Origin of the sequence: Nitrincola sp. (assembly GCF_048264025.1) — a bacterium.
Taxonomy (GTDB): domain Bacteria; phylum Pseudomonadota; class Gammaproteobacteria; order Pseudomonadales; family Balneatricaceae; genus Nitrincola.
Genome location: NZ_JBLXDN010000042.1, coordinates 18670 through 30852 on the forward strand (window position 1 = coordinate 18670; position 12183 = coordinate 30852).

The 12183-nt window shown below is 42.0% G+C and carries 11 protein-coding genes; 1 reads left to right on the forward strand and 10 read right to left on the reverse strand.

Annotated elements, in window-relative coordinates:
- Position 1: 1 nt before the first annotated feature.
- From ACN0R1_RS18635 to ACN0R1_RS18675, 9 genes are all read right to left on the reverse strand, one after another.
- Positions 2-1111: a glycosyltransferase gene (locus ACN0R1_RS18635; RefSeq protein WP_417585597.1), complete on the reverse strand. Its 1110-nt coding sequence runs from the start codon at positions 1109-1111 to the stop codon at positions 2-4.
- A gap of 13 nt (positions 1112-1124) precedes the next feature.
- A complete protein-coding gene (locus ACN0R1_RS18640; RefSeq protein ID WP_417585599.1) occupies positions 1125-2186 on the reverse strand; it encodes a glycosyltransferase family 4 protein in 1062 nt (353 codons plus the stop codon).
- Positions 2183-3508, reverse strand: coding sequence for a hypothetical protein (locus ACN0R1_RS18645; RefSeq protein WP_417585601.1), 1326 nt, complete (start codon positions 3506-3508; stop codon positions 2183-2185). Before ACN0R1_RS18645 ends, ACN0R1_RS18640 begins: the two co-directional genes overlap by 4 nt.
- A gap of 1 nt (position 3509) precedes the next feature.
- Positions 3510-4595, reverse strand: coding sequence for a lipopolysaccharide biosynthesis protein (locus tag ACN0R1_RS18650; RefSeq protein WP_417585603.1), 1086 nt, complete (start codon positions 4593-4595; stop codon positions 3510-3512).
- Between the two features lie 102 nt (positions 4596-4697).
- On the reverse strand, positions 4698-5966 hold the full coding sequence (gene wecC, locus ACN0R1_RS18655) for a UDP-N-acetyl-D-mannosamine dehydrogenase (RefSeq protein ID WP_417585605.1): 1269 nt from the start codon (positions 5964-5966) through the stop codon (positions 4698-4700).
- 24 nt (positions 5967-5990) lie between these two features.
- Positions 5991-7106 (reverse strand): non-hydrolyzing UDP-N-acetylglucosamine 2-epimerase, encoded by a 1116-nt coding sequence (wecB, locus tag ACN0R1_RS18660; protein ID WP_417585607.1) that lies wholly within the window; start codon positions 7104-7106, stop codon positions 5991-5993.
- Between the two features lie 254 nt (positions 7107-7360).
- Positions 7361-7945 carry a polysaccharide biosynthesis/export family protein gene (locus ACN0R1_RS18665; RefSeq protein ID WP_417585609.1) on the reverse strand — a complete coding sequence of 195 codons (585 nt, stop codon included), beginning with the start codon at positions 7943-7945 and terminating at the stop codon, positions 7361-7363.
- Positions 7946-8277: 332 nt separating this feature from the next.
- Positions 8278-8790, reverse strand: a complete 513-nt coding sequence (locus tag ACN0R1_RS18670; protein ID WP_417585611.1) for a transcription termination/antitermination NusG family protein — start codon at positions 8788-8790, stop codon at positions 8278-8280.
- Between the two features lie 342 nt (positions 8791-9132).
- Positions 9133-9618, reverse strand: a complete 486-nt coding sequence (locus ACN0R1_RS18675; RefSeq protein ID WP_417585613.1) for a transcription termination/antitermination NusG family protein — start codon at positions 9616-9618, stop codon at positions 9133-9135.
- A gap of 465 nt (positions 9619-10083) precedes the next feature.
- Here ACN0R1_RS18675 and ACN0R1_RS18680 point away from each other — a divergent pair, with 465 nt between their 5' ends.
- A complete protein-coding gene (locus tag ACN0R1_RS18680; RefSeq protein WP_286341962.1) occupies positions 10084-11550 on the forward strand; it encodes a peptide MFS transporter in 1467 nt (488 codons plus the stop codon).
- A gap of 367 nt (positions 11551-11917) precedes the next feature.
- Here the strand turns inward: ACN0R1_RS18680 and ACN0R1_RS18685 are convergent.
- Positions 11918-12183, reverse strand: a 266-nt coding sequence (locus ACN0R1_RS18685; protein WP_417585615.1) for a transposase, incomplete at its 5' end; no start/stop codon positions are given.

A 12183-nucleotide genomic window follows, 5' to 3' on the forward strand; every position in this document is an offset into this window, starting at 1 on the left:
TTTAATTCTCCGTAATCATATTTAAGTATATTTGAGTGCGCATATCTGCAGTACTAGATGAGTCAATATACTCCGAGCCCTTAATTATCATTCTTTGATATAAAGCTTTGTCCTTTACTATTGTCGCAATAGATTTTGCAATGCTGTCAGCACTTGTTGGATCAAAATATACACAAGCATCCCCATAGACTTGTGTGATAAAATCTCTATCTGATGCCAAAACAGGTGTTTTCATTTTCATTGATTCTAATGGAGTCGCAGAGAAACACTCAAGCAGGCTAGGAAAAACCAACAGATCAATTATTTGATAAAACGACGGACATTGGGTAACTTTAAGCTCTCCAACTGAGTAAAAGTTTGATAAGTCATTAAAACCGCAACTTTCCATCTCTGCTTCAGACAAGCTAAATAAGAAATCTATTTCAAGACTATACTCACTAGCCAAAATATTGTTAACTTCCTTAAGTATGTTTAAGTTTTTATGCCTATAAGCCCTTCCTAGAAATCCAACTTTAAATCTGCAATTACTATTATTAAAGTCCTCTATCTCTTCCCATGTTCGAGAATCAGAAAACACTTTAGAGCAAGAGTTATGAGCTACTACGATATCATTTTTAAACCCATTCTTTAATAATGCACTCTTTACCGATTCGTGCTCTACTATTAGTTTTTCATACTTTCTAAATATTAACTCCTGATAACTGAATTTCAGCTTATTCGTTATTTTTTCTAACAATCCTAACATAGGATAGACATCATTATTCTTATAAGCTATCCATGGTTGAGCAAATCCGCAATAATGTTTCTTAGCCGGAATATTAAAATATGTTGGACCAAATATTGTAAAGCAGCAATCATAACCTTCAAACAGTTTTCTAATTTTAGCCTCAGGTCTTCGAATCCCATAGATATTAACTTCACTAACAGACTTAAAGAAATTTAGTCCTTTAATATTTAGGTTATTCATTACTTTAGTAGAGCAAATTAGAGTGAAATCCACGTTAGATGGAGAGCGTTCCATCAACTCATTAATAAATGAACTGGCAACTTGAATACCTCCACCAGCATGCAAGTTAGACGCATTTATGAGCACTTGTTTATTGCTAGCCATATATCACCGATATCTAAATATTGTCGACGCAATTTATTACCGCTCTAGCCATAATTTCTGGGCTTCGTTCAGATTTATAAAAGTTGTAGGCATTAACTCCCATTTCTATATATTTCTCTTTGTTACTAGAAGAATCTATAAAAATGTTGCTAATCTCAGACTTATCTTTAATTATGACTCCATTATATCCATCTTTTATGTTTAGTATTTCACCTCCAGTTATAGCGTCTTGACAAGTAACAAAAGGCACACCATAACTCATACTGGTAAGTACACTTAATCCAGCCTGATTCGGAGATATTGTCAAAATAGCATCTTCAAAGTAAGGAATCAGTTCATCTTTACAATATATTGCACCAACAAGTTTAATATGATTAGATAATCCAAATCTAGAAATATAGCTTTCAATATAACTCCTAAGTTCTCCATCTCCTACAATGTTGAGCTTTGGCAAATTATATTCACGCTTCTTGAGGGCAATAACATATTGATTTAACAGGTCTTCGATACCCTTAGCTTGATATAACGTCCCAATAAATAAAAATGAATCTTTGTTGTTGTTTTTTCTAAATTTATAATCATTGGAAATTGTATTGTGCGCTATATGAATTTTCTCTTCAGGATAGCCAAGACTTTTGAATAATGATTTAGGTTTTTCAGAATACAAAATTACTGAATTTGCCTTTGATGCCAAGTAAGATCTGATCTTAGATTGAATGTCTTGAGAGTTAAACTTCTTAGTGTATGAAGCAGACATACCAATCCCCCATAAAGCATACCTGCATTTTATAGGAGCAAGGAATAACAAAATAAATTGAATCAAACGTAAATCCATTAGCCCTATTATGACATCAAATTGGCTAATGTACTTAAAAAAACCATTTAGTCGAAAATAGTAAAAAGGTCCAAATTTCTTAACTTCTACTTCATTAACATCAAAGTTCAGCTCCTCTTTATTCCCTGAAAACTTTCCACATACAACGGTTAGTTCCACTTCCTTTGCAACCAACTTCAATATAGGAACGCGATAATGTGACAACTCGGTATAAAATAATGCCACCTTTCGTTTGCTCACTTAATTACTCCTTTTTTGTTTATGGAAAGCAAGAATATTGCAGCTAAAGCACATAATAAAGTCATTATATAAAGATCTAACCCACTTCCTCTTACCAGAATAAAAAATAGGATTGAAGCAGAGCAACAGAGCATCCGCTTTAAAGAGTTTATCTGCTTATTAAAGATTAGTAAAAAACAATAATTTAATAGCATCACCAAAGCAATAAACACAGGTAAGGCCATAACGTGGAAATTTGAAAATAATTCTCCAGGCAATGAAATTGGAATAGATACTCCAAGATTAGTGAATAAACCAGGAGAGTGAGTCTCAGTAAAGATATAGATCATACTTTCTGGCTTTGATTCCCATACTTCTCTGGGTATTAAGAGAAATAACGGCTTAATAATTGTTGTCCCAGCCAATATACTTAACTTTCCTGAAAGGACATAATCAACAGGCAATATACTTGAAGGATATGTATGGCTTATTTCAAAATTATCAATAAGACTATCCCAAAAGATATCCAACGCCATGTAGTCCGGAATCAAAATCAAGGCATCGATAAAGCTAGTTGCTTCAAATTTGCCGTAACCCCTAAGAATAGAAGCAGACAAAACTAAAGAAAAAAATACTACTAATATGCTTATGTATGAAAATATTTTAGGTGATAACAATTTAAATGTTGTTTTTTTGCTCATTGAATAAACAAATGATATAAGCATCAGAACAACGATAATTTCTCTTTTGTTTTCGTGATTAAAAGTCAACATAATCGCCAGGATTAAAATCGAACAAATTAGTTTTACTAAGCGTCGGCGCTCACTGATTGAGAACAGAATAAATGTAATCAACCCAACTTGTATACCAAATTGAAAGAAAAGATCCTTTAGCGAAACCAAAAACAACAACATGAAAGCAATAAATAACTTTATATCATTTTGACTACTAGCTATTGCACGTTGATGAGAAATGATAGTTTCTTGTTTATCTAGTAATGAGCAAGAAGCAAAGAAAAGTATGTTGAATACATTCATGTAGTAGAACGTAATAAATGCATGATATTTTATTTCGTCTAACTCATTTATATAGTACGCAGTTAGAAAGCCAAACTCTTTTGGAACAAAGTATGAGCCAAGAGAAAAACTAATACCCAAAAAGAAAAACATCACTATTGATGGAGCAAAGACCATTGATAAATAGCGCAATCTATATAGTATAAATATACTGTATACCGCAAATTGCGTGGCATAGAAATAGTATGAATTCTCCGCCATCCAACTATTCGATGCTAAAAGTGCTAAAAAACTAATGGTTATAAAGATAGACAAAAGAATACTCATTTCATTTTTGCCTTAATGTAGTTATTAACCTGCTGAAAACAATTAGGGAAACCAATGTTGCGAATATGTTGGCGGCTGGCATTACATAAATACCCAACTGTTCAACACCAGTAAAAATGAAAGTAACATATAACAAACACAAAAAGAGCGAATACTTAATGATCAATGAATTCTTGTTCAAATAACCAATCAAATAAAAGTATGAGTTTGTGAAAGCACCAAGTAAAGAACTTGCATACATTAACAACATCAACCTATAGTTAATATCATAATCTCCATTCACTTGAACCGCAATCAAGTAAGAGAGTAAAGCTATAGGAAAAAATGCAAAGCCTGACATCAGACACTTTATGAGATAATTAGTGGTTCGTCTTTTTGCTTCATTCCAATTTTTTGCTCTATAAATTATGACCTCGTATTTTTGTGAAAAATAAGAAAACAAAAACACTACGCACGTACAAAAAATAGAAACAAAGAAATAGTTAGCTAAAACTATTTTACCAAAATAGGATGAAACAAATATTTTATCACCATATTGAATTACATGAAGCAAAATTGTTTGAAAGAAAACTGGAATTCCAAACTTCATAAACAGAGGCACTTCAATTTTATTAAATGCCTTTTTGAATTTTATGAACCTGATCCCAACCAACACCGAAATGAAAGAACTGAAGATCTCAGCTATTACATAGCCAATTGACAGGTTTAGATCAGCAAAAAACATTAAAGCAAAGAAAGACAAGAGCTTTAAAATAGGATAAGAAAGCTTTAATATAGAAAATGCAACAATATTATTGTCTACTCTACATTTTGAATATAGTAAATTCAAATAAACAATAAAAACAACAGCAAATATCACCAAACTATGTATTTCTAATATTTTAACTGCAATACCTGCAATTATGATGGAGCTCAATAAGGCGATTGCAGAGCTGGTTTCAAATGTCGCAAACTTTATACCTTCAAATCTTAATATAGTCCTATTTTGTCCAAGCTGGCCAACAGACATCAATATAACGACATAAGTGAAAGTCAGAACGATATCACCATATGAATCGACAGGAATCAATAAGCCAATTAAAGGCATGAAGGCCCAATTCATTAGTTTGGACAATATCTCAACTAAACCAAACCTATTACCGTGTTTTACCAACCTATTTAGCATCGACATTGCCCAGAATAAAACAGCTTACTTCCACAATCCAATTGCATCGACATTAAATTGCCCACTTATGCGAACATTTTTAAATTCGCTATGTGAAACTAATGCAATACTAACATCTGCTTCCAGTTCTGCATCAGAAACAGTTCTCAACTCTACATTTTTTAAGTCAACGGGAATGGATGAAATATTTGGCTCAACAGCGATCACTCTTCCAGCGTGGAATTCTGATATAATTTTTGTAATTTCTAACGCAGGGCTTTCTCTTAAGTCATCAATATCAGGCTTAAATGTTAATCCATAACAAGCAACTGTAACGTCTCGCGCCGTCTTATTTGGATTTGCCTGTAAAAAATCTGAAATCGCAACCTTAACTTTACTGATAACCCAGCTAGGTTTACCATCATTTACGTTACGGGCAGTATGAATTAGCTTTGCATCTTCTGGAGTTTTTGACACAATAAACCACGGGTCGACCGCAATACAGTGTCCTCCTACACCGGGCCCAGGCTGTAGAATATTTACTCGAGGGTGACGATTTGCTAAATTAATTAATTCCCAAACATCAACACCTAATTTGTCACAAATTACAGACAACTCGTTGGCAAACGCAATCTGAACATCTCGAGAACTATTTTCAGTTAATTTCGCCATTTCAGCAGTGCGAGCATTAGTAACCACACACTCGGCTTTAACAAACGTTTTGTATAGCTCCACAGAACGTTCTGAACAACGCAGAGACATACCGCCGATAACACGGTCGTTTTCAACGAGTTCACGAACTACATGACCTGGTAATACACGCTCTGGGCAATGAGCAATATTGATGTCAGCGTTTTCACCAGCAGTTTGGGGGAATGTCAAGTCAGGCCGTATCTCTGACAACCAATCTGACATTTTCTCGGTCGCTCCAACAGGTGATGTAGACTCGAGAATCACTAAATCACCTTTTTTCAATACCGGTGCAATAGCTTTACTAGCAGCTTCAATATAAGACAAATCAGGAGCAGGTACTTCGCCTTCTTTGCAAGGAAGAAAAGGGGTTGGTACTGCAATTAAAAAGGCATCAGCAGGCTCAGGTGTTAATGTAGCTTTAAGATACCCCTCATTCACTGCAGCATGAACAATCATATCGAGCTCAGGTTCTACGATATGAATCTCGCCACGATTAATAGTATCAACTGCGTATTGGTTAACATCCACACCAATTACTTTCTTTTTACGTGATGCAAACATTGCAGCAGTTGGAAGGCCAATATATCCAAGACCAATTACGGATACTGTTTCAAATGACACGTCTTAATTCCTTTGTCTAATGTATTATCTTACTAATTCATTTAATATACGCTGACAAGCAAGCCCATCACCATAAGGGTTGTGCGCAAAACTCATCTTTTCGTAAGCTTGTTTGTTGGTAAGTAATTCGCGTAAACCAGTTACAATCTTGTCAACATCGGTTCCGACTAACTTAACTGTTCCTGCCTCAACAGCCTCCGGGCGCTCAGTAGTATCTCGCATTACGAGAACAGGCTTACCTAGAGAAGGCGCTTCTTCTTGGATACCACCTGAATCGGTCAAGATGATATGTGACCTGCTCATCAAGTAGACAAATGGGAGGTATTGCTGAGGCTCAATTAGGAACACATTATCGATATCGGCCAAGATACGATTAACAGGCTCTCGCACATTTGGGTTCAGATGCATTGGATACACGATTTGGGCGTCAGGATTCGATTTAGCCGTTTGCGCTAACGCTTTGCAGATTCGCTCAAAGCCGCCACCGAAACTTTCACGACGGTGACCAGTAACCAAAATCAGCTTTTTGTCGCTATCAAGGAATGGGAACTGCTCCGTTAGCTCTGCGTTTAACGCTTGATCACTATCAATCCTATCCTTAACCATTAGTAGTGCATCAATAACGGTATTACCTGTCACGGTAATATCAGACTCGATAAAGTTCTCTTTAAGAAGGTTGCTTTTAGACGTCTCAGTTGGCGCAAAGTGGTATTTGGTCAACGCGCCAGTTAAACGACGATTCGCTTCTTCTGGCCATGGGGAATAGATGTTACCTGTACGAAGGCCTGCTTCGACATGGCCAACTGGAATTTGCTCATAATAAGCTGCTAGGCTCGCAGAAAATGTAGTGGCCGTATCCCCATGTACAAGCACAACATCAGGTTTGAACTCCCGTAGAACAGGCTTGAGCTCTAACAAAATTCGTGCTGTTACATCATTCAGAGTCTGCGCAGGCTTCATCAGATCAAGATCATAATCTGGTTTTAGTTCAAATAGTTCCAACACCTGATCCAACATTTCTCGGTGTTGCGCTGTTACACAGCATTTTGCCTCGAATCGCTCATCGGCATTTAACGCATGAACCAATGGTGCCATTTTGATAGCCTCTGGACGAGTGCCGAAAACAGTAAGTACTTTCATAATTTGATTCTTATTAAGTCGTAACAAGCTGCTCTTAAAAGGATACATTAGGTTACGAGGACAATGATCATTGGAAGATATGTTATTGGCAGAAAAAGCCTTCCACACACTCTATTTATCATAGATGAAAATTCGACGTTCTAAAATGTCAAACAATATCTTATACAATCTTTTCGTTTCGACACGCTGATATAAAATTAAAGATCTGTGTCAATTCGATGCGACTTATTTTGAATTTCGTGTACAACCAGACCCTATTGAACTGATCTTGAGACAAAGGACTGAATCGCAGCTTTTAACTCGCCATAGGTCATGTCTATAACGGTCACCGGCTCCATATCAGGAATTTGAACGTTGCCTAACCGGTCTACGACCAAAGTGAAGCGCTTGCTCTCCTTGCCATAAAGCTGCACGTTGATGCTGTCGCCAGGACCAATTCGGTAATCCGCGGGCACTGGGATGTCGGAAACAGGAGCAAAGGTAATGGGCTGACCCGCAATCAGGTCATAACCAAAGGGCTTCAGGGATTGTTCCTCTTTTGCGCTTATTACACTAGCGCTGGGCGAAAAAGAAGCAGGTTGAGCAGACGAACGAGGTTGAACCACAGGCTGCTGTGGTTGCTGAATCTCCTGCGAGCTACCGCTGCCTCCACCAAGCATGGAAGGATCGATCCCGTACTGCTGGGCAAGGCGACTCTGTTCAGAGGTGGGCAGTTGCTTGAACTGCTCAATCATTTGAGGAGAAACCGAAGCGGCGGTGGCCTGGAAAGTGCCAATCCCAAGGCCCAGGATCAGGATCAGCAAAGTGGATTTAAGCTTATTGATAAGAAAGCGTTTCATCTGTCCGTATCTGAATAATGCGCAGTACCGGCAAGGTGGTACCACAAGCAGTGATTAGGTCTAAGGCAGACCAAACCCAAGCCAACAGCTCTTGCTGTCAGCACCCCGAAATTCGCCCAATGAGAGCCGAACAAAAAACCAGCGCACGTTAGCGGTCGCTAACATGTAAGCTTTTGACATATATACAATCGACAAGTCTATAACATTTTCACCAGGCACAGCTCCGCCCATGCTTTCTGGCTAGCCATAACCACAAGTTCCAAGTTTTTGACTCAGGCCGCTAGGCGCAGCCGGAGGGTAGTGGCGACCAAGGCCACCGAATCTGTAGTATGTTAGCTTGCAATGCGAGCGCAAACGGCCAGGTTGTTCAGGTCCGTTTCGATGATCTGAACCTTACCCAGCATTTCGAGCAATAGCTTACAGCGTTTGCTGCCTACTGTCTCACTGAAAATGGCGTCTACTTGCGCAAACGGTCCATCTTTAACCGTGACTCTATCGCCATAGCAAAATGTTGTTTTTGAGGGGCTTTCAAGCACCATCAAGCAACGTTTTCGTAACTCTCTCACCAAAGCCAACTCTACAGGAGAGAGGGCGCCGCAAGTTTTCACTGCCTGGGAGATGGTAGAGAGGGTGACAATTTTTCGAATCGACTCCTGAAAGGGGTCAAAACGGACAAACAGGTAGCCCGGAAACAGTGGCTGCACACGACCGGCCTCAGCCTCCTGCTGGTCGCTTACCTGGGCAGGGATGGCCGGCAGGTACACCTGATAACCCAAGCATTTCAGTTGTTGCTCAGCCTGAAGCTCACATCTGGCTTTGGTTCTGAACAGGTACCATCCCAACATAAATAAGCGTTTCCTAAATTGCCAAGTCAGAGAGAAAAGAGTTTCGATACTATCAACATGAGCCGACTCTGTCTTGTGCAAACTGTATACCAAACGAACTAATGAGCTTGCATAAAAGCTATTCGTCGACTTAAAAGATCAATGAGTTAAATATTTATTCATCTCTATCAAGCTGTAATACCTGGTGTTTTCCTTTGGCAAAATAACATGCAAGGAAAAAGGGCATTTACATCATGCGTCGTTTTTATGACGAAATTGCTACAAGCAATGTTAAAGACAAAAAGCACCCACTACAAAATCGTCATAAATTTGACGACACCAATAAAATAGCAACCTATCGAATTAAAGTCTCAGTGTATTTAAAGGCACTTCAATTTCATGTTGACGATTAATTAACTTAACCAGCAGTCGACAACGCGCATCATCGGACATCTCCTGGAACAGGGCCTCTACGTCGTGGAAGGCCCCATGACTGAACACCACCGACTCGCCGGGCTTGGGCATCTCCACCGGTTCAGGCTGTTGCAATTGCGGCTGAAGCTGGCAGCGGCGGCGCAGGTTCACCACGATAGACAACTCCACCGGGCGCAGTTCACCTGTGGTTCTCACCACATCAATCATGCCGAACAGGCGCAGCACCGACGAGAAGCCGGTCTGATAGGGGTCGAGGCGAATGAACAGATACCCGGGAAACAAAGGTTTGAGCTTGGCGCTCTTATCGTCTTTTTGAATCTGGGGTAAGAAGGTGCTGAAGCCCATGGCTTCCACCTGTTGGGAGACTTTGCGTTCGCTACACACACGAGCACGAAACAGATACCACTGCAGCATAGGTACTTCCTTGTTTTCTCAGCGTGGCCTTCAGCGACATATCCTTGTCTACTGCTCGGTCCAGTCAACTACGGCCGAAGATTGTGACACGACCATGACCACATTCCCAGCCCCGCACGACAAAAAAATTTCGTTCACGACTTTAGATTTTCATTCCGTGAGTTCAGCCTCTCTTTGGAATAGATTCCCGTGATCGAACTCACACACAGTCAACCCCCTGTCGAAGCAGTATCTATCTGCACTTTATTCACTGTCGCGCGCTATCGTTGAAGATGCCTCATACGCTCTGAAAGCCGCTGTCAACGGGGCTTCAACTGCCGGTCCACATTGACTTAACAGGGCAATAAAGGGTATACAAGTGCATCCCTCCGCTTTCAACTATCACAACATTTGGGTGGGGCGCCTGCTCATCCGTCAAGGACGCGGGCTTTTCTGTTTAAAAATGCAAAGAAGGTTACATACTCAATGAGCGCAGCGAAACCGCAAGCCGGCACTATGCTGGGACACCCTAAGGGGTTGTTCCTGCTGTTCACTACCGAGCTATGGGAACGTTTTAGCTACTACGCTATGCGTGCCATCCTGGTACTTTATCTGGTAGACAAAGTTCAATCTGAAGGCGGTCACGGTCTGGGCTGGACCCAAGCCGAAGCGCTGGATCTCTACGGTACCTTTACTGGTCTGGTGTACCTGACCCCTCTGTTCGGTGGCTGGATCGCCGACAACCTGCTGGGTCAGCGTAAGACCATCATCATTGGTGGCGCCCTGATGGCCGCGGGCCAATTTATGCTGGGTACGCCTCACGCCTGGGTTCCAGGCATGGAAACCGAGATGTTCTACGCCGGTCTGTTTACCCTGATCATCGGTAACGGCCTGTTTAAGCCAAACATCTCCACCATGGTGGGTGACCTGTACCAGGAAGGCGATCACCGCCGTGACGGTGCGTTCACCATCTTCTACATGGGTATCAACATCGGTGCCGCCCTGTCCGGTATTGTTGTAGGCTCCGTGGTTGAAGCCTACGACGGCAACTTCCAGGCTGGCTTTATCTGTGCCGGTATCGGTATGGTGCTGTCCCTGATCATCCAGTTTGCCTTCGCACAGAAACTGCTGGGTAACATCGGTACCGTTCCCGCGGCCAAGCTGGAGCGTCAGCAAGCGACCGAAGTACGTAAAGAACCCCTGACCGCCGTTGAGCGTGACCGCATCAAGGTGATCATGGTGCTGGGTCTGTTCACCATCGTATTCTGGGCAGGCTTCGAGCAGGCCGGTGGTCTGATGAACCTGTTCACCAACGACTTCACCGACCGTATGATCGGTTCCTTCGAAGTGCCCACCACCTGGTTCCAGTCTCTGAACGCCATCTTCATTGTGGTATTCGCCCCTGTGATTGCGTCCATCTGGGTACGCATGGGTGACCGTGAGCCGACTTCCCCTGTGAAGTTTGCTATGGGTCTGATACTGCTGGGCATTGGCTTCCTGTTCATGATGGGTGCCGTAGTTCAGATGGACGGCGATGCTTCCAACAAGTCTTCCATGATGTGGCTGGTCGGTGCATACTTCTTCCACACCATGGGTGAGCTGTGTCTGTCCCCCATCGGTCTGTCCATGGTAACCAAGCTGGCTCCCCTGCGTATCGCCTCCCTGATGATGGGTGCCTGGTTCCTGTTCGTGGCCGTAGCCAACAAGGTTGCCGGTTTCGTGGGTTCCTTCATTGGTCACGGTGGCGAAGCCGAAGAGCAGCTGGCCAACGCCATGTCCATCTTCTCCGGTATCTTCATCACTGCGGTAGCCTCCGGTGTTCTGCTGTACTTCATCTCCGACAAGCTGGTTGATTGGATGCACGGTGCCGAGGACTCTCACCCCAAGACTGAAGAAGAAGCTCTGGAAGAGGAAGTGGCGGTTACTGCCGAGCACGAAGGCATCAAGAACTGATAGCCGTCTTTTGAGTTTGAAAAGCCCGGCCTAGCGCCGGGTTTTTTGTTTTTGTGGGGTTGGGGTTGAGTGGTTGATTGAAGAGCCTGTGTAGGGGTTAGGGTCTGCTATCTAAAGACGTATATGGACGCCCCTGCAGTTGCAAGACATTGATGAGATCGGTTTGCGGACGTATATCCGGCGTCTGTATTACCTTCGAGAGGTAGCGCCACAATGTGGTCCGAACCTGGCCACCTTCACGCTGGAACGACATTCTCTGTCGGTCTTATGTCAGGCTCTTGCCAGGCCGGATAACCGTTTTTCATCAAGTTATGCAAACTCAGGTTGCTTGGTACCCTCTATTCCCCTCTTAAAGTGGAGGAAGTGGTTATTTGGAAGCTGTGAAAGCGTGATTCAACTCGAATTGGTTTCCGCTGACCGTCATGCTCCAGGCAATCCGAGCCAGTTTATTGGCCAGGGCCACGATTGCCTTGCGTTTGCCCCGGCGCGCTATCAGGTTGCTCAGCCATCTTCCCAGCCTGTCATTTCGTTTGGCCACATGAGCGAAGACCGCTCTTGCCCCGTGAATTAACAGCACTCGTAGTTGCTTGTTTCCTGCCTTGGTGATGCTGCCCAATCTAGTTTTGCCTCCAG

Bases quoted from the DNA above. Each gene is read 5' to 3' on its own strand.
- ACN0R1_RS18635 (WP_417585597.1), bottom strand. From the start codon at position 1,111: ATGGCTAGCAATAAACAAGTGCTCATAAATGCGTCTAACTTGCATGCT.
- ACN0R1_RS18645 (WP_417585601.1), bottom strand. From the start codon at position 3,508: ATGAGTATTCTTTTGTCTATCTTTATAACCATTAGTTTTTTAGCACTT.
- ACN0R1_RS18650 (WP_417585603.1), bottom strand. From the start codon at position 4,595: ATGCCTTTAATTGGCTTATTGATTCCTGTCGATTCATATGGTGATATC.
- wecB (WP_417585607.1), bottom strand. From the start codon at position 7,106: ATGAAAGTACTTACTGTTTTCGGCACTCGTCCAGAGGCTATCAAAATG.
- ACN0R1_RS18665 (WP_417585609.1), bottom strand. From the start codon at position 7,945: ATGAAACGCTTTCTTATCAATAAGCTTAAATCCACTTTGCTGATCCTG.
- ACN0R1_RS18670 (WP_417585611.1), bottom strand. From the start codon at position 8,790: ATGTTGGGATGGTACCTGTTCAGAACCAAAGCCAGATGTGAGCTTCAG.
- ACN0R1_RS18675 (WP_417585613.1), bottom strand. From the start codon at position 9,618: ATGCTGCAGTGGTATCTGTTTCGTGCTCGTGTGTGTAGCGAACGCAAA.
- ACN0R1_RS18680 (WP_286341962.1), top strand. From the start codon at position 10,084: ATGAGCGCAGCGAAACCGCAAGCCGGCACTATGCTGGGACACCCTAAG.